Source organism: Burkholderia diffusa, assembly GCF_001718315.1.
Taxonomy (GTDB): Bacteria; Pseudomonadota; Gammaproteobacteria; order Burkholderiales; family Burkholderiaceae; genus Burkholderia; species Burkholderia diffusa_B.
In genome coordinates this window covers 2,249,849-2,272,977 of sequence record NZ_CP013363.1, presented here as the reverse complement: position 1 = coordinate 2,272,977, position 23,129 = coordinate 2,249,849, and the positions used below count along the sequence as shown (strand labels likewise).

General features: G+C 63.1%; 15 protein-coding genes, 2 tRNA genes and 3 rRNA genes. 17 read left to right on the top strand and 3 right to left on the bottom strand.

The window, feature by feature from the left end; all coding sequences use genetic code 11:
* Positions 1 to 335: 335 nt before the first annotated feature.
* Complete coding sequence (locus WI26_RS25355) at positions 336 to 1,130, top strand: AraC family transcriptional regulator (RefSeq protein WP_069227574.1); 795 nt, start codon at positions 336 to 338, stop codon at positions 1,128 to 1,130.
* 74 nt (positions 1,131 to 1,204) lie between these two features.
* Here WI26_RS25355 and WI26_RS25350 read toward each other — a convergent pair whose 3' ends face one another.
* Both WI26_RS25350 and WI26_RS25345 read right to left on the bottom strand, forming a co-directional pair.
* Complete coding sequence (locus tag WI26_RS25350; protein WP_059528378.1) at positions 1,205 to 1,468, bottom strand: hypothetical protein; 264 nt, start codon at positions 1,466 to 1,468, stop codon at positions 1,205 to 1,207.
* Between the two features lie 286 nt (positions 1,469 to 1,754).
* The gene (locus tag WI26_RS25345) at positions 1,755 to 3,647 is read right to left on the bottom strand and encodes a bifunctional sugar phosphate isomerase/epimerase/4-hydroxyphenylpyruvate dioxygenase family protein (RefSeq protein WP_069227573.1); all 1,893 of its coding nucleotides are present in this window, start codon (positions 3,645 to 3,647) and stop codon (positions 1,755 to 1,757) included.
* A 256-nt stretch (positions 3,648 to 3,903) separates the two neighbouring features.
* Between WI26_RS25345 and aroQ the strand changes: the two genes are divergently transcribed.
* The 3 genes from aroQ to WI26_RS25330 are packed head-to-tail and all read left to right on the top strand — an operon-like array spanning position 3,904 to position 6,592.
* Positions 3,904 to 4,359: a type II 3-dehydroquinate dehydratase gene (aroQ, locus tag WI26_RS25340; protein WP_059467157.1), complete on the top strand. Its 456-nt coding sequence runs from the start codon at positions 3,904 to 3,906 to the stop codon at positions 4,357 to 4,359.
* Complete coding sequence (locus WI26_RS25335; RefSeq protein ID WP_069227572.1) at positions 4,356 to 5,210, top strand: shikimate dehydrogenase; 855 nt, start codon at positions 4,356 to 4,358, stop codon at positions 5,208 to 5,210. Before aroQ ends, WI26_RS25335 begins: the two co-directional genes overlap by 4 nt.
* Positions 5,211 to 5,251: 41 nt before the next feature.
* Positions 5,252 to 6,592: an MFS transporter gene (locus WI26_RS25330; protein WP_069227571.1), complete on the top strand. Its 1,341-nt coding sequence runs from the start codon at positions 5,252 to 5,254 to the stop codon at positions 6,590 to 6,592.
* Positions 6,593 to 6,697: 105 nt separating this feature from the next.
* Here the strand turns inward: WI26_RS25330 and WI26_RS25325 are convergent, their stop codons facing one another.
* Complete coding sequence (locus WI26_RS25325; protein WP_069227570.1) at positions 6,698 to 7,807, bottom strand: 2-aminoethylphosphonate--pyruvate transaminase; 1,110 nt, start codon at positions 7,805 to 7,807, stop codon at positions 6,698 to 6,700.
* Positions 7,808 to 8,061: 254 nt separating this feature from the next.
* Here WI26_RS25325 and phnS point away from each other — a divergent pair, with 254 nt between their 5' ends.
* From phnS to WI26_RS25260, 13 genes are all read left to right on the top strand, one after another.
* Positions 8,062 to 9,153, top strand: a complete 1,092-nt coding sequence (phnS, locus tag WI26_RS25320; RefSeq protein ID WP_069227569.1) for a 2-aminoethylphosphonate ABC transporter substrate-binding protein — start codon at positions 8,062 to 8,064, stop codon at positions 9,151 to 9,153.
* A 34-nt stretch (positions 9,154 to 9,187) separates the two neighbouring features.
* Positions 9,188 to 10,291 carry a 2-aminoethylphosphonate ABC transport system ATP-binding subunit PhnT gene (phnT, locus tag WI26_RS25315; RefSeq protein ID WP_059467152.1) on the top strand — a complete coding sequence of 368 codons (1,104 nt, stop codon included), beginning with the start codon at positions 9,188 to 9,190 and terminating at the stop codon, positions 10,289 to 10,291.
* Positions 10,269 to 11,189, top strand: a complete 921-nt coding sequence (locus WI26_RS25310) for a 2-aminoethylphosphonate ABC transporter permease subunit (RefSeq protein ID WP_069227568.1) — start codon at positions 10,269 to 10,271, stop codon at positions 11,187 to 11,189. Before phnT ends, WI26_RS25310 begins: the two co-directional genes overlap by 23 nt.
* The gene (phnV, locus tag WI26_RS25305) at positions 11,179 to 12,039 is read left to right on the top strand and encodes a 2-aminoethylphosphonate ABC transport system, membrane component PhnV (protein ID WP_069227567.1); all 861 of its coding nucleotides are present in this window, start codon (positions 11,179 to 11,181) and stop codon (positions 12,037 to 12,039) included. Before WI26_RS25310 ends, phnV begins: the two co-directional genes overlap by 11 nt.
* Entirely contained in the window at positions 12,036 to 13,346 is a 1,311-nt protein-coding gene (phnA, locus tag WI26_RS25300; RefSeq protein WP_069227566.1) for a phosphonoacetate hydrolase, read from the top strand. The genes phnV and phnA overlap by 4 nt, the downstream gene beginning before the upstream one ends.
* Entirely contained in the window at positions 13,343 to 14,797 is a 1,455-nt protein-coding gene (gene phnY, locus WI26_RS25295; protein ID WP_069227565.1) for a phosphonoacetaldehyde dehydrogenase, read from the top strand. Before phnA ends, phnY begins: the two co-directional genes overlap by 4 nt.
* Positions 14,798 to 14,801: 4 nt before the next feature.
* Positions 14,802 to 15,353, top strand: coding sequence for a phosphonate degradation HD-domain oxygenase (locus WI26_RS25290; protein ID WP_069227564.1), 552 nt, complete (start codon positions 14,802 to 14,804; stop codon positions 15,351 to 15,353).
* Between the two features lie 511 nt (positions 15,354 to 15,864).
* Positions 15,865 to 17,397, top strand: a 16S ribosomal RNA gene (locus WI26_RS25285).
* 62 nt (positions 17,398 to 17,459) lie between these two features.
* A tRNA-Ile gene (locus tag WI26_RS25280) sits at positions 17,460 to 17,536 on the top strand.
* 38 nt (positions 17,537 to 17,574) lie between these two features.
* Positions 17,575 to 17,650: transfer RNA gene (locus tag WI26_RS25275), tRNA-Ala, on the top strand.
* 294 nt (positions 17,651 to 17,944) lie between these two features.
* A 23S ribosomal RNA gene (locus tag WI26_RS25270) occupies positions 17,945 to 20,826 on the top strand.
* A gap of 157 nt (positions 20,827 to 20,983) precedes the next feature.
* Positions 20,984 to 21,096, top strand: a 5S ribosomal RNA gene (rrf, locus tag WI26_RS25265).
* Together the 16S, 23S and 5S rRNA genes with 2 tRNA genes alongside form the textbook arrangement of a ribosomal RNA operon.
* A 563-nt stretch (positions 21,097 to 21,659) precedes the next feature.
* On the top strand, positions 21,660 to 23,084 hold the full coding sequence (locus tag WI26_RS25260) for a DHA2 family efflux MFS transporter permease subunit (protein ID WP_069227563.1): 1,425 nt from the start codon (positions 21,660 to 21,662) through the stop codon (positions 23,082 to 23,084).
* The last annotated feature ends 45 nt before the right edge of the window (positions 23,085 to 23,129 follow it).

Below are 23,129 nucleotides of genomic sequence, written 5' to 3'. Positions count from 1 at the left end.
GCCGGCATTTCTAGGATGGCGGCTTCGCGAGCGTTGTTTCGATACCCCGTACGTGACGTCGACATCGCCTGTGTGGCCGATCGATGCCCGGCGCCATGCGGCGGGCCGATGCGAAATCGTCGCTGCACGGCAGGCGCGGCGCGGTGGTTGCGCGCACAACTGCACGCGCGTTACGCGCAGAGACATACTGCTGCCCGATCGCGAACGTCCAGCGGCGCGTTGCGCGGACCGCCGCTCGCCGAGTCGCTCGATCGCTTGCTCGAGATCGCGATGACGTGTTCTCGAACGCGCTCCTATAATCGACGCCATCAGCCACCCCCTTCGCAGATGCCGGGATGACGACCTTCCTTGCCGCACCGCCCATGAGCCTGTCCGATACGTTGCGCTACCAGCCCGACAATGCCGATCTCGGCGCGATGCTTGCGCACTTCCGTTTGCTCGAGCCGGTGTTCGACGCGCTGCCCGATGTCGCATTCTTCGTGAAGGACGCGAACGGCCGCTACGCGCTCGTCAACCGCACGCTCGCGATGCGCTGCGGCTACAAGGACAAGCGCGACCTGCTCGGCAAGACGACCGACGAAGTGTTTCCGCGCCGCTTCGGCCGGACTTATTTCGAGCAGGACATGGCGACGATCACCGCCGGCCAGCAGCTGATGGACCAGCTCGAGCTGCATCTGTATCCGGGCCGTCAGCCGGGCTGGTGCCTGACCTGCAAGGAGCCGCTGCGCGACGCGGACGGCAAGGTGGTCGGTCTCGCGGGCATCTCGCGCGACCTGAAGGCGCACGAGGGTTCGCATCCGGCCTACAGCAAGCTCGCCGACGTGGTGCAGCACATCCAGGATCACTACGTGCAGCCGCTGAACCTGAAGCAGCTTGCGCAGATGGCCGGGATGTCGGTCGCGCAGCTCGAGCGCTACTTCCACAAGGTGTTTCACCTGACGCCGCGCCAGGTGCTGCTGAAAACGCGGCTCGAGGCGGCCACAGCGCTGCTTGTCACGCACGACAAGGTGACTGACGTCGCGGCGCTATGCGGTTATACGGATCACAGCGCGTTCACGCGACAGTTCAAGGCGACGGTCGGCGTGACGCCAACGGAATACCGGCTGATGTTGCAGGACCGGGCAGGGTGAAGTGACGCGCCGGACGGGCCGGCGGGTCTGAAGGATCGGGGCGGTACGAGGATTGGAGACGGGAAAGCGGCGGCTCAGCGGTAGCCGAGGCCTTTCAGGACGGCCGTGCCGTCTTCGGTCAGCCGGAAGCTCGGTGCCGTGTCGGCGTCGAGCTTGATCATTTCGACGAGGCCGGCTTCCTGCAGCGCGGGCAATTCGGGTTTGGCATTCGCGCCGATCGGTGCGTGCAGCAGCACGAGCAGCGTCGCGATTTCATGATGGCTGAGCAAACGGCGCAGCATCGTCTTTTTCACAGGGGGGGCGGCCGGGCGGCCCGCGGGTGCATCTACGGCGCTCATCGCTGTCCTCCTTTTCGAGATATCCATCGGGTACTGGTTGCGGATGGTGCCGTCGAAGACTTAAGCGATTCTTAAAACCGCGGTGGCCGAGCGCATGCTGCAGTGCGGTGTGCGTTACCGGATGTAACCCCTGCCGGTCGGCAGTGTCCCGCTCGAAGCGGCCGGCCGTGCCAGGCTAGGCGCCGCGACGGCGCTCACCACGATGGTGCGTCCGCGCGGCGCGCGGCGCAGGGGGCGGCGTGGTTTTCCAGTTCGATTCCCCCCAGCACGGAATTCGCTTGATCCCTTATTTCCTGCGCTGGGCCTGCGCGGCGAGCCGCACGGCCGCGTTGGCCGCGCCGTAGCCGTCGTAGCCGCCGCGTCGCTCGACGATTTCGAGCGAGAAGCGGTTGTCGACCAGTTCCGTGTACGCATGCAGGAATTCGCCGCCGTTTTCATCGCGGTCGTACAGCAGATGGTGGGCGCTCAGCGTGTCGATCAACTCGTCCGACAGCGCGTAGCGCGCGGCGAGATCGTCGTAATAGTTCGGCGGAATCCGCAGGAACGGCACGCCGTCGGCCGCGAATGCGGCGACCGTCTTCACGATGTCGTCGGTCCGGAACGCGACGTGGTTCAGCCCCGTGCCGTGATAACGGTCGAGCGATTCGGCGACGGCCGTATGGCGGTCGACCGATGCATTCAGTGCGATCCGCACCGAGCCGTCGGCGCTGCGCACCGCGCGGCTGCGCATCAGGCCGTACGGATCGGGCACGAGCCAGCTACGCTCGGCCTCGAAGCCGAAGGCGGTCTTGAAGAACAGGATCCACGTGTCGAGCGCGTCGGCCGGCAGCGCGAGGCAGACGTGATCGATGCCCGTCAGCGGGCCGACCTCGCTCGGACCGTCAATGTCGGTCAGCACGAAGTCCGATTCGTACAGCGTTGGCGCGTTCGGCGTCTCGTCGACGAAGTATTCGAGGCTGCCGTCCGGCGCCTGCACGGCCGGCAGCACGCGCTCGTTCGGGCCGACGCGCCCGGAAAACGGCGCGTAGCCGAAGCCGGCCGCGCGTTCGAATGCCACTTTCGCATCGTCGACGCGGAACGCCGACGCGCACAGCGACAACCCGTGCTGCTGGAAGAACGCGTCGGCGAACGAGTCGCGCTCGGCGTTCAGCACGATCGACGCGGCGCCGTGCTGGAACAGCGTCACGTCCTTCGACCGGTGGCGGCCCGCGAGCCGGAACCGCATCCGGCCGAGCCATTCGCCGACGGTGGCTGCCGCCTGCGCGTCGACCGCGAATTCGATGAACTGGAACCCGACGTGCGCGGGCGGCGCAGGCGGCGCGAACAGCGGCTGGCCGGCGCCCGGCGCGCGGCCGTCCTGCGCGAGCCGCGCGCGCGTCAGTTCTTCCAGATAAAGCAGCGAGCGGTGGCCGTCGGCGGCCGTGATCGCGGTCGGCGCGGCGCGGAAGCCGTCGTTGAAGATCTCGAGCGACAGCGGCCCCGTATAACCGGACTCGATCACGCGGGCCGTGAAGCGCGCGAGGTCGAAATCACCCTGGCCAGGGAACGAGCGGTAGTGGCGGCTCCATTCGAGCACGTCCATCGCGAGCTTCGGCGCGTCGGCGATCTGCACGAACGCGATCCGGTCGCCGGGGATGTCGGCGATCGCGTCCGGCGAATCGTCGAGCGACAGCGTATGGAAGCTGTCGAGCGCGAGGCCGAGATGCGGGCTGTTCACCGCGTTCACGAGCTGCCATGCGTGGCTGTACCGGTTCACGACGCGGCCCCACGCGAGCGCCTCGTACGCGGCGACCACGCCGGCCTGCCGCGCGGCTTCGGCGAGCGCGCCGAGCTGATCGACCAGCAGCGCGTCGTCCGCGATCGTATCGGGCGACACGTTGCTGCACACCAGGATGCGGTCGGTGCCGAGCGCGTGCATCACGTCGAACTTGCGGCGGATACGGTCGAGATTGCGCGCAAGCTGGGCCGGGCTCACGCCTTCGAAGTCGCGAAACGGCTGGAACAACACGATGTCGAGGCCGAGATCGGCGGCCATGCGCCGCACGTCGGCGGGCGATCCGTCGAAGTAGACGAGGTCGTTCTCGAAGATTTCGACACCGTCGAAGCCGGCGGCCTGGATGGCGGCGAGCTTCTCGGCGAGTGTGCCGGACAGTGACACGGTGGCGATCGAGCGCTGCATGGGCGAATCCTGCGGTGAGCGGGGCGTGGCGTCGGCCGGATCGGGCCGGAATGAACCAGTCGTTGAATTATCTGCGGGCACCACATCCCGAGTTTACTAGGGGAGTATGGCGAATTATACAAACTAACTAGATGGTACAAATTAGCGAAAACCCGAAAAGACATTGCGCTTGCGCAAGCGCACACTAGCGCCGAGTCTTGACGTCAAGGGGCGAAGTCGGCTAGCGATTCGCCCCTGTTTTTGGAGCAGAAACACCATGAGCAAGCACAAGGTGCTGGTGCTGAACGGCCCGAACCTGAATCTGCTGGGGACCCGCGAGCCCCACATCTACGGCGCGGAAACCCTTGCCGATGTCGAGCAGCGTTGCCGCACGGCGGCTGAGGCGCTCGGGCTGGAGATCGACTTTCGCCAGTCGAACGCCGAGCACCAGCTGATCGACTGGCTGCATGCCGCGCGTCACGATACGCACGGCATCGTGATCAATCCGGCCGCCTATACGCACACGTCGGTCGCGCTGGCCGATGCGCTGTCCGCGATCGCGAAACCCGTGATCGAGGTGCATATCTCGAACGTGCATCGCCGCGAGGCATTCCGTCACCACTCGTATGTGTCGGCGGTTGCCGAAGCCGTGATCTGCGGCTGCGGCACCGAAGGCTATGTATTCGCGCTGCAGCGCCTGTCGACCCTTTTTACGCAGGGAGCCACACGATGAGCCGCCCGTCTTTTCTGATCGGCCTGATCGGCCAGGGCATCGGCGGTTCGCTGTCGCCTGCGATGCATGAGGAAGAAGGCTTCCGCCAGGGATTCGGCTACGTGTACCGGCGCATCGATCTCGACGTGCTCGGCGTGACCGCCGACGCGCTGCCGGAACTGCTCGATGCCGCGCAGCGGATGGGCTACAACGGGCTCAACATCACGCATCCGTGCAAGCAGCGTGTGATCGAGCATCTCGACGCGCTGTCGGACGACGCGCGCGCGCTCGGCGCGGTGAACACCGTGCTGTTCAAGGACGGCAAGCGGATCGGCCATAACACCGACTGGTCGGGCTTCGCGAAGTCGTTCCGCCGCGGGTTGCCGGGCGCGTCGCTCGAGCGTGTCGTGCAGCTGGGCGCGGGCGGCGCGGGTGCGGCCGTCGCGCATGCAGCGCTGCAGATGGGTGCCGCCGAACTGACGATCTTCGACGTCGACGGCGCGCGTGCCGTCGCGCTCGCGGGTGAACTGCAGCAGCGCTTCCCCGCCGCCCGGGTTACACCGGGCAGCGATCTCGCGGCCGCGATGCCGGCCGCGACCGGCCTGATTCATGCGACGCCGACCGGCATGATCAAGCATCCGGGCCTGCCGCTGCCGGCCGAGTTGCTCCACGCGGGAATGTGGGTCGCCGATATCGTGTATTTCCCGCTCGAAACCGAACTGATCCGCGCCGCGCGCGCAGCCGGCTGCGCGACGTTGCCGGGCGGCGGGATGGCCGTGTACCAGGCCGTCGATGCGTTCGAGATCTTCGCCGGACGCACGCCGGACGACGAGCGGATGTTCGAGCATTTTCAGTCGCTCGTCGCGCGCTGACCCTTCTACCGACTAGCTGAAAAAGAGACCAGGAGACGACCATGCAGCACACCACCCACACGAACGCCGCGTCCGCGGCGGCCGCCACGGTCCGGCGGACCTCGGCGCGCTACAAGATCCTCGCGCTGCTCGCGATCGGCACGATGATCAACTATCTCGACCGTACCGTGCTGGGGGTGGCTGCGCCGCAGCTCACCAAGGAGCTCGGCATCAATGCGGCGGTGATGGGCATCATGTTCTCCGCGTTCTCGTGGACGTACGTCGCGATGCAGGTGCCCGGCGGCCTGTTCCTCGACCGCTTCGGCAGCAAGATCACCTATTACTGGTCCATGACGCTGTGGTCGCTGTGCACGCTCCTGCAAGGTTTCGTGCCCGGTGTCGGGACGCTGCTTGCATGCCGGCTCGGCCTCGGCGTGACGGAAGCGCCGTGTTTCCCGACCAACAGCCGGGTCGTCGCGACGTGGTTCCCGCAGAACGAGCGCGCGATGGCGACCGGCACCTACACCGTGGGCGAGTACATCGGTCTCGCGTTCTTCAGCCCCGTGCTGTTCGCGCTGATGGGTGCGTTCGGCTGGCGCTCGCTGTTCTGGGTCGTCGGCGGGATCGGCATCGTGTTCGGCCTGGTCTGGTGGAAGTTCTATCACGAGCCCCGCAACCATCCGGGCGCGAATTCGGAAGAACTCGCATACATCGAAGCGGGCGGCGGTCTCGTGCACCGCGCGCGCAAGGACGGCGACACGAGCGGCAAGCCCGCGCAGGCCAAGTTCAGCTGGTCGATGGCCGGCCGGCTGCTGAAGAAGCGCCAGCTTGCCGGTATCTGCCTCGGCCAGTTCGCCGGCAACTCGACGCTCGTGTTCTTCCTCACCTGGTTCCCGACCTATCTCGCCACGGAACGCCATATGGGCTGGCTGAAGATCGGCTTCTTCGCGGTGATGCCGTTCATCGCCGCGTCGGTGGGCGTGATGTTCGGCGGGATCTTCTCCGACTGGCTGCTGCGCCGCGGCAAGTCCGCGAACCTCGCGCGCAAGCTGCCGATCATCGCGGGCCTGCTGCTCGCGTCGACGATCATTCTCGCGAACTACGTGAAGAGCAACGAAGCCGTGATCGCGATCATGTCGGTCGCATTCTTCGCGCAGGGGATGGCAGCGCTCGGCTGGACGCTCGTGTCCGACATCGCGCCGGACGGTCTGCTCGGCGTGACGGGCGGCATCTTCAACTTCGCGGCGAACCTCGCGGGCATCGTCACGCCGCTCGTCGTCGGCTTCATCGTCGCATCGACCGGATCGTTCGTCGGCGCGCTCGTGTTCATCGGCGTGATCGCGCTGATCGGCGCGCTGTCGTACATCTTCGTCGTCGGCGACATCAAGCGGATCGAACTCTAAGTACCGGCTCCACGCACTCTCGGTGCGTTCGCCCGGCGACCTGTGGGTCGCCGGGCTTTTTTGTGTCTGCCTTTCCCGTTTGCCGGCCGTTGCACGCGTCAGCGTTCACGCGCGCTGCACGGCAATCCCGAGCGATTCGACCGCCTGCGCGATCGCCGCGACCGCACGCCGGATATCGCCGGCATCGATCGCGCCGATGCAGCCGACGCGGAACGTCTCGAGTTGCGTCAGTTTGCCCGGATACAGGATGAAGCCCGCGTCGCGCACCGCGTCGTAGAAGTGGCGGAAATCGTAGGCCGGATGGTCGGGCGCATGGAACGTGACGATTACCGGCGCCTGCACGCTTGCATCGAGGAACGGCGTGAAGCCGAGCGCGCGCATCGATTCGATCAGGGTCCGGCAGTTCTCCGCATAGCGCGCACCACGCGCGCGCTGGCCACCTTCGGCGAGGTATTGGTCGAGGGCGGCGCGCAGCGCGGCGATCACGTGGGTCGGCGGCGTGAAGCGCCACTGGCCCGTCTTGCGCAGGTACGCGTACTGATCGTGTAGGTCGAGCGCGAGCGACGGCGAGTTGCCTTCGCACGCGTCGAGCGCGTCGCGCCGCACGATCGCGAACCCCATCCCCGGCACGCCTTCCAGGCATTTGCCGCTCGCCGAGACCAGCGCGTCGATCCCGCTGTCCGCCAGCGCGATCGGCAACGCGCCGAACGAACTCATCGCATCGACGATCAGCCGCTTGCCATGCCGCCGGCACACGGCCGCGACCGCGTCGAGCGGATTCAGGATGCCGGCGCTCGTTTCCAGGTGCACCAGCGCGACGTGCGTGATGCGCGGCTCGCGCGCGAACGCGGCTTCGATTGCCGCCGGGTCAGCCGCGGCGTCCTCGCCGAACGGTAGCGCGATCGCGTCGATGCCGAGCCGGCCGAGGATCTTCAGGATGCGCGCGCAATACGCGCCGTTGTCCGGCACCAGCACGACGCCGTCGCGCGGCACCAGCGTGCCCAGCGCGGCCTCGACCGAAAACGTGCCGCTGCCTTGCATCGGCACGCACACGTATTCGTCGCCGCCGCGCGCGATCGCGACGAGATCCGCGCAGACGCTGGCCGTCAATTGATTGAAAGCGGCGTCCCACGAGCCCCGGTCATGTTGCATTGCGTGGCGTGTTGTGGCGGACGTGGTGAGCGGGCCGGGCGTGAGCAGAATCGGGTCGGGCATGGTTTTTCTCCTGCAAAGATCGGACGAAACACCGGGAGGCATTTCTGAATGGCTTGCATGATATTGGCAAAATGTGTCATTTTTTGGAAATTGTGGCACTCGTCACGGCGTTGTCATCGAACGCTGTGATCCTTCGGTTGCCGCGCGAGACCACCTGCAGCGCGGCAGCGAGACAGGCCGGTCGTCGGTCTGTCCGACTGAAAGGAGCCGGATCGTGCCCCGGCCGTTTGGTGTTCCGCCTACGGAGAAGTGAGATGACACTGCAGAATTCCTCGCGCGCCGCTGCCGGCGCGTTCCGCAAGCTCGCGCTGGCCGCCTGCGCCGCCGGTCTGCTGCAAGGCGCGGCGATGCCCGCGCATGCGGCGAACGCGGTCGTCCTGTACACGGCGGACGGTCTCGAGAATCTCTATCGCGACGTGCTGCCCGCGTTCGAGAAGAAGGAAGGCGTCAAGGTCAACATCGTGACGGCGGGCAGCGGCGAGGTCGTCAACCGCGCGAACATCGAGAAGAATTCGCCGAAGGCGGACGTGATCGTCACGCTGCCGCCGTTCATCCAGCAAGCCGGCCAGATGGGGCTGCTGCAGCCGTACCAGAGCGTCAACTACAAGAACGTGCCGGCGATCGCGAAGGCGGAAGACGGCACGTGGGCGACGTTCGTGAACAACTACTTCTCGTTCGCGATCAACCCGGACGTCGTGAAGAACCAGCCGAAGACGTTCGCCGACCTGCTGTCGCCGGCCTACGCGGGCAAGGTTGCATACTCGAACCCGGCCACGGCTGGCGACGGGATGGCCGTGCTGATCCTGACGACGTCGCTGATGGGCGAGGACAAGGCGTTCGACTACCTCGCGAAGCTGTCGCAGAGCGTGAAGTTCCACACGAAGGGCACGGGCTATCTGAACGTGCTGCTGTCGCGTAACGAGATCAGCGTCGCGAACGGCGACCTGCAGATGGATCTCGACGACGCCGAGCACGGCGCGCTGGCCGTCAAGCCGATCTTCCTGGCCGCGAAGGACGGCGACCAGCCGACCACGTTCCAGCTGCCGTACGGCATCGGCCTGATCAAGAGCGGCCCGAACCAGGACGTCGGCAAGAAGCTGATCGACTACCTGATGTCGACGGAAGTGCAATCGAAGGTGCCGGACATGTATGGCATCCCGGGCCGCACGGACGTGCCGCTGGCCGGCAAGAACGGCGAAGCGGTCAAGAAGGCGATCGCGGGCGTGAAGCTGATCCCGGTCGACTGGACCCAGGTGATGGCGAAGAAGCCGGTGTGGATCGAGCGCTGGAAGAAGGACGTGATCGGCAACTCGGGCAAGCAGCTCGACGTCGTCAAGCCGAAGTGATCGCCGCACGCCGTCTGTATTTGTGAGCAAGAGGATGAACCCGGTGGAAACCACCTTGACCCATCCCGGCGCATTCGGCGCCGCCGAACCGCGCGCCACGCTGCGGTCCGGCGCGCCGGGCGGCGTGCAGATCGAACACCTGAGCGTGCGCTACGGCGCACGCACGGTGCTGGAAGATCTGTCGCTGTCGATTGGCGCCGGTGAATTTCTGACCGTGCTCGGCAAGAGCGGCTGCGGCAAGACCACGCTGCTGCGCTTCATCGCCGGGTTCGTGAAGGCCGACGGCCTGACCGGCACACTGACCGTGGCCGGACGCGACCTGACGCATGCGCCGCCGCACAAGCGCAATCTCGGTCTGTTGTTCCAGAATTACGCGCTGTTCCCGCACCTGTCGGTGTTCGAGAACGTCGCATTCGGGCTGCGCGCTCGCGGGATGGCCTCGTCGGAAGTGACGCGTCGCGTTGCCGACGCGCTGAAGCTCGTGCAGCTCGGCGAAGCCGGCCACCATCTGCCCGCGCAGTTGTCCGGCGGGATGCAGCAGCGCGTCGCGCTGGCCCGCGCGCTCGTGATCGAGCCGGACGTGCTGCTGCTCGACGAGCCGCTGTCGGCGCTCGACGCCAACCTGCGCGCGTCGGTGCGCAGCGAGCTGAAGGCGCTGCACGAGCGCCTGCCCAACCTGACCGTCGTCTGCGTGACGCACGACCGCGACGACGCGCTCGTGCTGTCCGACCGCGCGCTGCTGATGCGCGACGGCCGCATCGCGCAACTCGGCACGCCGCAGCAACTGTACGACGCGCCGCAGGACGGCTACGTCGCGCGCTATCTCGGCCCGGCCAACCTGCTGCCGCCGCACGTGATTTTCCCGCTTGGCGATCCGCGTCACGGTATGCGCGGCAAGGTCGCATGCGTGCGTCCCGAGCGCCTGACCGTGATGCCGCTCGCGGCGGGCGGCCTGCACGGCACGGTGTCATCGGTCGAATGGCAGGGCGCGGACCTGTCGATCGCGGTCGTGATCGACGCGGCGCCCGACGAGCCCGTGCGCGTCACGATGCAACGCGGCCGCGGTGCGGCTCCCGAGCGGGGGGCGCGCGTTTCCCTGCATTGCGAGGCAGACGATGTCGTCCTTATCGAGCCCTGAAGCCGGCCTGCCGCCGCACGTGCTGGCGTCGGCCGCCGCGCATGCCGCCGTTGCGCGGCGCCGCAAGCGCATGGGCGACCTGCATCTCGCCGTGCTTGCGATCGTCGTGCTGGGCCCGCTCGTCGTCTATCCGCTGGTGCGGCTCGTGCTGCTGAGCGTGTCCGGCGATCACGGGCTGAGCTTTGCCGCGTACCGGACGTTCTTCGGCAACCCCGATACGCGCAACGTGCTGCTGACGACCGTCGGCGTGCTGTTCGCGAGCGCCGGCACAGCGTCGGTGCTCGGCGTGCTGCTGGCCGCGCTGCTGTTCTTCAAGCCGTTTCCGGGCGCATCGCTCGTCACGCGCTTCCTGGAGCTGTACGTCGCGTTCCCGTCGTTCCTCGTCGCGTTCACGCTGATCTTCCTGTACGGCTCGCAAGGCTCGATCAGTATCGGGCTGCAACACCTGTTCCATCTCGAGGCCCCGCCGCTCGATTTCCTGTTCGGCATCGGCGGTGTGATTCTCGCGCAGACCGTGTTCTATACGCCGTTCGTCGTGCGGCCTACGCTCGCGTCGTTCGCGACGCTCGACCTGCGCCTGATCGAAGCGGCGCGCAGTCTCGGCGCGTCCGGCTGGATGCTCGCGCGTCGCGTCGTGCTGCCGATCGCGTGGCCGGGCATCGCCGCCGGCACGGTGCTGTGCTTCCTGCTGACGCTGAACGAGTTCGGCATCCTGCTCGTGCTCGGCAGCGCGCGGCTCGTGACGCTGCCGGTCGCGATCTACAGCAGCGCGACCGTCGACCTAGACCTGCCGACCGCGTCGGCCGGCGCGGTCGTGATGCTCACGCTGTCGCTGGCTCTCTATGCGGTTTATCGCCGGGTGAACCGGCGTGCGACGGGAGGAAACGATGTCCGCTGAATTCCGTATCGGGCAAGCCGTGCCGCGCCACCAGGTCGGCTGGGGCGACACGGTCCTCAAGCATGCGTCGCGCGCGGCGCTCGCGCTGGCCGCGTTCGCGTGCTTCTGGCTGTTCGTGCTGCCCGTCATCGTCGTCGCGTTGTCGAGCGTGTCGACGCAGTGGTCAGGTACGATCCTGCCGGCCGGCTACAGCCTGCGCTGGTTCGAGCGGCTCGGTTCGCCGGAATACGACGCACTGCTGACGAGCCTGGAGATCGGCTTCGGCGTGTCGGCGATCGGCACGATTCTCGGGCTGTGGCTCGCGCTCGCACTCGAAGGACGCGACCGGCGTGGCCTCGGCGCGGTGGTCGATGCGCTCGCGATGGTGCCGAACGGCGTGCCGAGTGTCGTGCTCGGGCTCGCGGTGCTGATCGCGTATCACCAGAAACCGCTCGACCTGTCGAGTTCTGCCGCGATCGTCGTGCTCGTGCAACTCGCGCTGATTCTGCCGTTCTGCTATCGCTGCGCGGCCGCGGCGCTGCGCCCGGAGCTGACCGTGCTGCGCGAAGCCGCGGCGAGCCTCGGTGCGCCGCCCGCGATGGTGCTGCGCCGCGTGCTGCTCCCGCAACTCGTGCCGGCGCTGCGCGCGAGTCTCGCGCTCGGCTTCGCGCTGTCGCTTGGCGAACTTGGCGCGACGCTGACCGTCTACCCGCCGGGTTTCGCGACCGTGCCGATCGTCGTGATCGGTCAGGTCGAGCGCGGCTACTACCTTCCGGCATCGGCGCTGTCGCTGCTGATGCTCGGCGCGTCGCTCGCGGCGCTGCTGCTGATCGCCGCGCGGGTGCCGCGCGGCAAGCGGGTGGCATCATGAACGCCGCGTTCGCATTGCGGCAGCCCGGCGAGCAACCGGCCGCCGGCAAGGTATCGGCGAATCTCGCGGGGCGATCCGTCGACGTCAACGGCCGGCGCTACCGGCTGCCGGTCGAACCGACCGTCGTCGTCTGCGTCGACGGCTGCGAGTACGACTATCTCGAGCGCGCGGTGGAGGCGGGCGTCGCGCCGTTCATCGGCCGGATGATCGCGGAAGGCACGGCCTGGCGTGCCGACTGTGTCGTGCCGACCTTCACCAACCCGAACAACCTGTCGATCGTCTGCGGCGTGCCGCCGGCGGTCCACGGGATTTGCGGCAACTACTTCTGGGATCCGGCCGCCGACGGCGGTCACGGTGCCGAAGTGATGATGAACGACCCGGCTTACCTGCGCGCCGGCACGCTGCTCGCGGCGGCGTCCGACGCGGGCGCGCGGGTGGCCGTCGTCACGGCGAAGGACAAGCTGCGCCGGCTGCTCGGCTGGCGGATGAACGGCATATGCTTTTCCGCCGAGAAGGCCGCACAGGCGAATCTCGCGGAAAACGGGATCGTAGACGTGCTGGACTGGGTCGGCCTGCCGTCGCCCGACGTGTACAGCGCGGCGCTTTCCGAATTCGTGTTCGCGGCCGGCGTGCGGCTCGCGCAGACGCGCCAGGTCGACCTGATGTACTTGTCGACCACCGATTACGTGCAGCACAAGTGCGAGCCGGGCAGTGCCGGCGCGAACGCGTTCTACGCAATGATGGACGGCTATCTGGCGCAGCTCGACGCGCTCGGCTGGGCCATCGGGCTCACGGCCGATCACGGGATGAACGCGAAGCACGATCCTGCAACGGGCCGCCCGAATGTGATCTATCTGCAGGACGCGTTCGACGATTGGTTCGGTGCGCGGGCTGCGCGCGTGATCCTGCCGATCACCGATCCGTACGTCGTGCACCACGGCGCGCTTGGCTCGTTCGCGACCGTCTACCTGGCGCCCGGCGTCGACCGGACCGAAGCGATGTGGCGCGTCGGCGGGATCGATGGCGTCGAGCTCGTGCTCGACAACGCGGAAGCCGCCGCGCGCTTCGAACTGCCGGCCGACCGGATCGGCGACCTCATCGTGATTGCGCGGCGCGACATGACGCTCGGCACGCGCGAGCGCGAACACGACTTGTCTGGCCTCACCGTGCCGCTGCGTTCGCACGGCGGCGTGACCGAGCAGGAGGTGCCGTTGCTGTTCAACCGTCGGATCGAGCGAGACGATCCTGCACGTCGTCCGCGCAACTTCGACGTCTTCGATTTCGTGCTGAACCGGATCGCGTCATGATGGCTCATCCCCGACAGGATCACCCCGCGTTTCGCGCCGAGGCGCTGCGCTGGTGCGGCACGCGTGCGACGCGCGACCGTGTTCTCGACGTCAGCGATCCATACACCGGCACGCGTGTCGGCACGGTGCCGCTGGCGAGCGTCGACGACGTGCGCGCCGCGTTCGACTACGCGATGGCGTACCGGCCGGCGCTCACGCGCTACGAGCGTTCGCAGATCCTCGAACGTGCGGCGGCGCTGCTGCGCGAGCGTACCGAGGAGGCATCCGACCTGATCACGCTCGAATCGGGATTGTCGAAACGGGATTCGCGCTACGAGATCGGCCGCGTTGCCGACGTGCTGAAGTTCGCGTCGGTCGAGGCGCTGCGCGACGACGCGCAGAGCTTCTCGTGCGACCTGACGCCCCACGGCAAGGCGCGCCGCGTGTTCTCGCAGCGCCAGCCGCTCGACGGTGTGATCGTCGCGATCACGCCGTTCAATCATCCGATGAACCAGGTCGCGCACAAGATTGCGCCGGCAATTGCGACCAACAACCGCGTGATCGTGAAGCCGTCGGAGAAAGTGCCGCTGTCGGCGTTCTATCTGGCGGACCTGCTCTACGAGGCTGGCTTGCCCGAGCCGATGCTGCAGGTGCTGACCGGCGACCCGCGCGAAATCGCTGACGAACTCGTTACGCATCCGCATGCATCGCTGATTACTTTTACGGGCGGTGTGTCGATCGGCAAGGCGATCGCTGCGCGGGTCGGCTACCGGCGCATCGTGCTGGAGCTGGGCGGCAACGATCCGCTGATCGTGCTCGACGACGCCGATCTGGAACGTGCGGCCTCGCTCGCCGTGCTCGGTTCGTACCGGAATTCGGGGCAGCGCTGCACGGCCGTCAAGCGGATCCTGGTACAGCGCTCGATCGCGCCGGCGTTCACCGAGTTGCTCGTCGAGAAGACACGTGCATGGAAATATGGCGATCCTTTCGATTCCGCGAATGAAATGGGCACGGTCATCGACGACGCGGCGGCGCGACTGTTCGAGGCGCGGGTCGGGGAGGCGGTCGCGCAGGGCGCGCGCCTGCTGATCGGCAACGTGCGTCGCGGGGCGCTCTATTCGCCGACCGTGCTCGACAACGTCGATCCTTCGATGACGATCGTGCGCGAGGAGACCTTCGGCCCCGTATCGCCCGTCATCGCGTTCGACACGATCGACGATGCGATCCGGATCAGCAACGGCACGGCATTCGGGTTGTCGTCGGGTATCTGTACGGACAGTACGGCTGCGGTCGTGCGATTCGTGAACGAGCTGAACGTCGGGACGGTGAACGTCTGGGAAGTGCCCGGATACCGGATCGAACTGTCGCCGTTCGGCGGGATCAAGGATTCGGGGCTGGGCTATAAGGAAGGCGTTCAGGAAGCGATGAAGAGCTTCACGAACCTGAAGACGTTTTCGCTGCCTTGGGAGTGAGCGGATGGCACTGACGGTGGAAGAGATTCACGGACTGTATCGCGAGCACGGCCATGTCGCATATAGCGGCGAACCGGTTACGCAGCTGGAGCACGCATTGCAGAGCGGCTTGCTGGCGGAGGAGGCGGGCGCCGACGAAGCATTGGTTGCGGCCGCGTTTCTGCACGACCTGGGGCATCTGCTGAATCGGCAGGGCGAGACGCCGAGCGCGCGGGGGATCGACGATCTGCATCAGTATTACGTGCTGCCGTTCCTGCGACCGCTGTTTTCGGACGCGGTGCTGGAGCCGATCCGCCTGCATGTCGACGCAAAGCGTTGCCTGTGCCGCACGGACGCCGGCTATTTCGAGAGCCTGTCGCCGGATTCGGTTCGCAGCCTCGCGCCGCAGGGCGGCATCTTTAGTGAAGCGGAAACGGTGGCGTTCCTGCAGCGCCCGTTTGCGGAGGACGCACTCCGTCTGCGCCGCTGGGACGATACCGCGAAGGAAGAGGGCAAGGTGACGCCTGATCTAGATCACTACATGGAGATAGTGGCGCGTCAGGCGCGTATGGCCTGACGATTGGGCTGCTTGAATATATATAAGGCCTTGCACGCGGCAGCGTGCGAGGCCTTATATTTTTTACGAAACCCCTTGCGCGATTGCCGGGCGATGCATAGAATCACGCCTCTTTCGCGCTAACGGCAACGCGGCGCGAGGGAAGAAGGGAAGCGGTGCGGTTGGGTTGGCTGTAGAGAGCCCCGGCGCACACGAAGTTGAACCCCGGTTGTCGCAACGAAGCAGTTAAAAAGTTGTTGACGAACCGAAAAAGACGGTTCATAATCTCGCTTCTCTGCTGCTGAAAACGCAGCGCTGCTGAGAAACTTCAGGTTTCTCGCAGAAATGCTCTTTAAAAATTAACAGCCGATAAGTGTGGGCGCTTGATGGCCGCGAGCTGATCTTCGGATCAGATAGCGAAAGTATCAAGAGTCTCACACTAAAGTAAGTCAGGTTTATGAAGTGATTCATATACCTGTCAGCTTTGAGTGAGCGACCGGTTCTTAACCGAACCGAAAACAGTAACAGGTTTAAACTGAAGAGTTTGATCCTGGCTCAGATTGAACGCTGGCGGCATGCCTTACACATGCAAGTCGAACGGCAGCACGGGTGCTTGCACCTGGTGGCGAGTGGCGAACGGGTGAGTAATACATCGGAACATGTCCTGTAGTGGGGGATAGCCCGGCGAAAGCCGGATTAATACCGCATACGATCTACGGATGAAAGCGGGGGACCTTCGGGCCTCGCGCTATAGGGTTGGCCGATGGCTGATTAGCTAGTTGGTGGGGTAAAGGCCTACCAAGGCGACGATCAGTAGCTGGTCTGAGAGGACGACCAGCCACACTGGGACTGAGACACGGCCCAGACTCCTACGGGAGGCAGCAGTGGGGAATTTTGGACAATGGGCGAAAGCCTGATCCAGCAATGCCGCGTGTGTGAAGAAGGCCTTCGGGTTGTAAAGCACTTTTGTCCGGAAAGAAATCCTTGGTCCTAATATGGCCGGGGGATGACGGTACCGGAAGAATAAGCACCGGCTAACTACGTGCCAGCAGCCGCGGTAATACGTAGGGTGCAAGCGTTAATCGGAATTACTGGGCGTAAAGCGTGCGCAGGCGGTTTGCTAAGACCGATGTGAAATCCCCGGGCTCAACCTGGGAACTGCATTGGTGACTGGCAGGCTAGAGTATGGCAGAGGGGGGTAGAATTCCACGTGTAGCAGTGAAATGCGTAGAGATGTGGAGGAATACCGATGGCGAAGGCAGCCCCCTGGGCCAATACTGACGCTCATGCACGAAAGCGTGGGGAGCAAACAGGATTAGATACCCTGGTAGTCCACGCCCTAAACGATGTCAACTAGTTGTTGGGGATTCATTTCCTTAGTAACGTAGCTAACGCGTGAAGTTGACCGCCTGGGGAGTACGGTCGCAAGATTAAAACTCAAAGGAATTGACGGGGACCCGCACAAGCGGTGGATGATGTGGATTAATTCGATGCAACGCGAAAAACCTTACCTACCCTTGACATGGTCGGAATCCTGCTGAGAGGCGGGAGTGCTCGAAAGAGAACCGGCGCACAGGTGCTGCATGGCTGTCGTCAGCTCGTGTCGTGAGATGTTGGGTTAAGTCCCGCAACGAGCGCAACCCTTGTCCTTAGTTGCTACGCAAGAGCACTCTAAGGAGACTGCCGGTGACAAACCGGAGGAAGGTGGGGATGACGTCAAGTCCTCATGGCCCTTATGGGTAGGGCTTCACACGTCATACAATGGTCGGAACAGAGGGTTGCCAACCCGCGAGGGGGAGCTAATCCCAGAAAACCGATCGTAGTCCGGATTGCACTCTGCAACTCGAGTGCATGAAGCTGGAATCGCTAGTAATCGCGGATCAGCATGCCGCGGTGAATACGTTCCCGGGTCTTGTACACACCGCCCGTCACACCATGGGAGTGGGTTTTACCAGAAGTGGCTAGTCTAACCGCAAGGAGGACGGTCACCACGGTAGGATTCATGACTGGGGTGAAGTCGTAACAAGGTAGCCGTATCGGAAGGTGCGGCTGGATCACCTCCTTTCCAGAGCTTCTCGCAAAATTGAGCGCTCACGCTTATCGGCTGTAATTTAAAGACAGACTCAGGGGTCTGTAGCTCAGTCGGTTAGAGCACCGTCTTGATAAGGCGGGGGTCGTTGGTTCGAATCCAACCAGACCCACCATTGTCTGGCGGTAGAACACCTGAGGCATCTGTACTCATGGGGGCATAGCTCAGCTGGGAGAGCACCTGCTTTGCAAGCAGGGGGTCGTCGGTTCGATCCCGTCTGCCTCCACCAATCACCAACGCTAAGGGCTTGGTTCAGACACTGAACCGAGAATTTTGCATTGGCGATTGAGCCAGTCAGAGTGATATGAGTAACACCATATCGGCTGTCGTTCTTTAACAATCTGGAAGAAGTAAGTAATTTGGATAGCGGAAGCGTCTTTGAGATGGACGTGGAAACTATCCGGGTTGTGATTGTATCGATGTATCTCAAGATGATTCGAACTTCATGTTCGGCTCAATTGGAATACGGCACAACGCGAGAACTCAACCTGTAACGACTGTCGATGAGACAGACTCGTTATAGGGTCAAGCGAACAAGTGCATGTGGTGGATGCCTTGGCGATCACAGGCGATGAAGGACGCGGTAGCCTGCGAAAAGCTACGGGGAGCTGGCAAACAAGCTTTGATCCGTAGATGTCCGAATGGGGAAACCCACTCCTTTTGGAGTATCCATGGCTGAATACATAGGCCATGTGAAGCGAACGCGGTGAACTGAAACATCTAAGTAACCGCAGGAAAAGAAATCAACCGAGATTCCCAAAGTAGTGGCGAGCGAAATGGGATGAGCCTTGCACTCTTTATTTGTATTGTTAGCCGAACGCTCTGGAAAGTGCGGCCATAGCAGGTGATAGCCCTGTAGGCGAAAACAGTATGAAAGAACTAGGTGTGCGACAAGTAGGGCGGGACACGTGAAATCCTGTCTGAAGATGGGGGGACCATCCTCCAAGGCTAAATACTCGTGATCGACCGATAGTGAACCAGTACCGTGAGGGAAAGGCGAAAAGAACCCCGGGAGGGGAGTGAAATAGATCCTGAAACCGCATGCATACAAACAGTCGGAGCCTCGTAAGGGGTGACGGCGTACCTTTTGTATAATGGGTCAGCGACTTACGTTCAGTAGCAAGCTTAACCGTATAGGGCAGGCGTAGCGAAAGCGAGTCCGAATAGGGCGTTCAGTTGCTGGGCGTAGACCCGAAACCAGGTGATCTATCCATGGCCAGGATGAAGGTGCGGTAACACGTACTGGAGGTCCGAACCCACTAACGTTGAAAAGTTAGGGGATGAGCTGTGGATAGGGGTGAAAGGCTAAACAAACCTGGAAATAGCTGGTTCTCTCCGAAAACTATTTAGGTAGTGCCTCGTGTCTCACCTTCGGGGGTAGAGCACTGTCATGGTTGGGGGGTCTATTGCAGATTACCCCGCCATAGCAAACTCCGAATACCGAAGAGTGCAATCACGGGAGACAGACATCGGGTGCTAACGTCCGGTGTCAAGAGGGAAACAACCCAGACCGCCAGCTAAGGTCCCCAAATATAGCTAAGTGGGAAACGAAGTGGGAAGGCTAAAACAGTCAGGAGGTTGGCTTAGAAGCAGCCACCCTTTAAAGAAAGCGTAATAGCTCACTGATCGAGTCGTCCTGCGCGGAAGATGTAACGGGGCTAAGCTATATACCGAAGCTGCGGATGCGTGCTTAGCACGCATGGTAGGAGAGCGTTCCGTAAGCCTGCGAAGGTGCCTTGTAAAGGGTGCTGGAGGTATCGGAAGTGCGAATGCTGACATGAGTAGCGATAAAGGGGGTGAAAGGCCCCCTCGCCGTAAGCCCAAGGTTTCCTACGCAACGTTCATCGGCGTAGGGTGAGTCGGCCCCTAAGGCGAGGCAGAAATGCGTAGCTGATGGGAAGCAGGTCAATATTCCTGCACCATTGTTAGATGCGATGGGGGGACGGATCGCGGAAGGTTGTCCGGGTGTTGGAAGTCCCGGTCGCTGCATTGGAGAAGGCGCTTAGGCAAATCCGGGCGCGTAATTCAAGGGTGTGGCGCGAGCTCCCTCGGGAGCGAAGCAATTGGAAGTGGTTCCAAGAAAAGCCTCTAAGCTTCAGTCTAACGATGACCGTACCGCAAACCGACACAGGTGGGCGAGATGAGTATTCTAAGGCGCTTGAGAGAACTCGGGAGAAGGAACTCGGCAAATTGGTACCGTAACTTCGGGATAAGGTACGCCCTTGTAGCTTGACTGGCCTGCGCCAGGAGGGTGAAGGGGTTGCAATAAACTGGTGGCTGCGACTGTTTAATAAAAACACAGCACTCTGCAAACACGAAAGTGGACGTATAGGGTGTGACGCCTGCCCGGTGCCGGAAGATTAAATGATGGGGTGCAAGCTCTTGATTGAAGTCCCGGTAAACGGCGGCCGTAACTATAACGGTCCTAAGGTAGCGAAATTCCTTGTCGGGTAAGTTCCGACCTGCACGAATGGCGTAACGATGGCCACACTGTCTCCTCCCGAGACTCAGCGAAGTTGAAGTGTTTGTGATGATGCAATCTACCCGCGGCTAGACGGAAAGACCCCATGAACCTTTACTGTAGCTTTGCATTGGACTTTGAACCGATCTGTGTAGGATAGGTGGGAGGCTATGAAACCGGAACGCTAGTTTCGGTGGAGCCGTCCTTGAAATACCACCCTGGTTTGTTTGAGGTTCTAACCTTGGCCCGTGATCCGGGTCGGGGACAGTGCATGGTAGGCAGTTTGACTGGGGCGGTCTCCTCCCAAAGCGTAACGGAGGAGTACGAAGGTACGCTAGGTACGGTCGGAAATCGTGCTGATAGTGCAATGGCATAAGCGTGCTTAACTGCGAGACCGACAAGTCGAGCAGGTGCGAAAGCAGGTCATAGTGATCCGGTGGTTCTGTATGGAAGGGCCATCGCTCAACGGATAAAAGGTACTCTGGGGATAACAGGCTGATACCGCCCAAGAGTTCATATCGACGGCGGTGTTTGGCACCTCGATGTCGGCTCATCTCATCCTGGGGCTGTAGCCGGTCCCAAGGGTATGGCTGTTCGCCATTTAAAGAGGTACGTGAGCTGGGTTTAAAACGTCGTGAGACAGTTTGGTCCCTATCTGCCGTGGGCGTTGGATATTTGAAGGGGGCTGCTCCTAGTACGAGAGGACCGGAGTGGACGAACCTCTGGTGTACCGGTTGTCACGCCAGTGGCATCGCCGGGTAGCTATGTTCGGAAGAGATAACCGCTGAAAGCATCTAAGCGGGAAACTCGCCTTAAGATGAGATATCCCTGGGGACTAGATCCCCTTGAAGGGTCGTTCGAGACCAGGACGTTGATAGGTCGGGTGTGTAAGCGCAGTAATGCGTTCAGCTAACCGATACTAATTGCCCGTAAGGCTTGATCCTATAACAAGTCTGCCTTGTAGATCGGCGCCGTGCGACAGCACCGGCCGCCAGATCCAGAGCGACAAGTTGGATTCTCGTGTGTGATACACACAACTCAAAATTACTGCTTCTTCCAAGATTGGTTCTGTTGGCCACGCCAGCAGGACAACCCTCTTTGCCTGATGACCATAGCGAGTCGGTCCCACCCCTTCCCATCCCGAACAGGACCGTGAAACGACTCTACGCCGATGATAGTGCGGATTCCCGTGTGAAAGTAGGTAATCGTCAGGCTCCCTCAAGCCAGAAACCCCCGCCCAAACAGGCGGGGGTTTTTGCATTGGTGCGACGGAAAGCGCGAGCGAAATGGCGAGTGCAAGATGCCTGGAACTGGCGCGCCGAAGGTATCGCTTGAGGTATCCACGGTTCTGGAGCAATCCTCCACTCACACTACCGAGATCTCCCCGCCTCCCCATCTCTCGGCACCCTCTTATCTAGATCCGACCAATCTACCCTCACTTAACGCTGGCCATGTCAGCGAGTCCAGTAATGGCGATGTGATGGTGGGCAATGAGCGATGTTGACCGATGATCGCCGAAAATGCCGTTTCCGGAGAATGTGCCTGAATTGATGTCCTCGTCCTTCGACGTTTGGGGGAGATCTGATCGCATGCGCCATTCGGTGGCCGCACCACGATATCGTCATAAAAATCTATGCGCATAAAGTCCATTAGCCCGACATGCCCGGCAGAGCGGACCACCAGCCCTTCAGGGTAATATCGCCATTCATCCCGTTCCCGGCGTTCATCTGAATTTGTCGGTATTCGGTGTCCTTCGCACTCCGTTTCCCCATCGTTCATGACTGACAGCCCTGCCCAAAGTGGTCGGACGACCGACTTCTTGCCGTATCTGGTTGCCGCAACGTTCTTCATGGAGTATCTCGACACGACCGTGATCGCGACCGCGCTGCCGCAGATGGCGCGATCGTTCGGCGTCGGGCCGAACGCGCTGAGCCTCGGGATGACGGCCTATATGCTGGCGCTGGCAGTATTTATCCCGATCAGCGGCTGGATCGCCGATCGTTACGGCTCGCGCACGGTGTTTGCCACAGCCATCTTCGTATTTACCGGCGCATCGGTGCTCTGCGGGCTGTCCGAGGGCGTGATGACGTTCACGGCCGCGCGCCTGCTGCAGGGTGTCGGCGGGGCGATGATGGTGCCGGTCGGACGAATGATCGTCGTGCGCAGCACCGAGAAGGCCAGGCTGATGCGTGCAATCGCGACGATCACGTGGCCGGGCATCGTCGCGCCAGTCGTCGGGCCGCCCATCGGCGGCTTCATCACGACCTACGCGTCATGGCGATGGATCTTTCTGCTGAATGTCCCGTTCGGCATCGCTGCGATCGTCTGTACCTGGCTGGTCGTCCGGAACACGCGCGCCGACGAGCAACGACCGCTCGACTGGGTCGGCTTCCTGCTGGCAGGCGCTGCGCTGACCTGTCTGCTGATCGGTACCGAAGCGGCTGGTCAGCAGGACGTCGACTTCACGCGCGCGGGTATTCTGCTGGGCGCGAGCGTGCTGTTCGGCATCGCCGCATGGATGCACGCGCAACGATGTGCGCATCCGCTGCTCGATTTCTCGACGCTGAAGGTGCCGACATTCTCGGTGACTGTGATCACCGGCTCCGTCACGCGAATGGCGATCAACGCCGTGCCCTATCTGCTGCCGCTGCTGTTCCAGATCGGCTTCGGCCTGTCGCCGTTCCAGTCCGGCCTGCTGCTGCTCGCGAGCGCGCTCGGCAATCTAGGAATGAAGGCAGGAACGTCGTGGATCCTCGACCGATTTGGTTTCCGGCGCGTTGCGCTCGTCGACGTGACGATCGTCGGTCTCTTCACGATCGCGTGTGGCTGGTTGACAGCGTCGACGCCGCTGGTAGTCACGCTGTTCGTCGTATTCGTCTACGGACTCACGCGGTCGATGCAGTTCACGACGCTCGCGACGCTGGCGTATGCGGATATTCCGGCTCGGCAGACAAGCGCGGCCAGCACGCTGTGGAGCGCCGCGCAGCAGATGACGATCGGGATGGGGATCGCATTCGGTGCGTTGTCGCTGCGGCTCGCGGCGTTGGTGCGAGGTGATGCCGCCGGCATGCATTACGTGCTCGACGATTTCCGCTGGGCGTTCGTCGCTGCGGGCGTGCTCGCGCTGCTGACGTTGCCCGGCTATGCGCGGCTGGCTTCCAATGCTGGCGATCGCCTGCGGGCAAATGCAGCCCGCGGGTAAGCCGGATTTCTCATTGCATCGGCGTCGCGACGGGTGAAGGCTTCA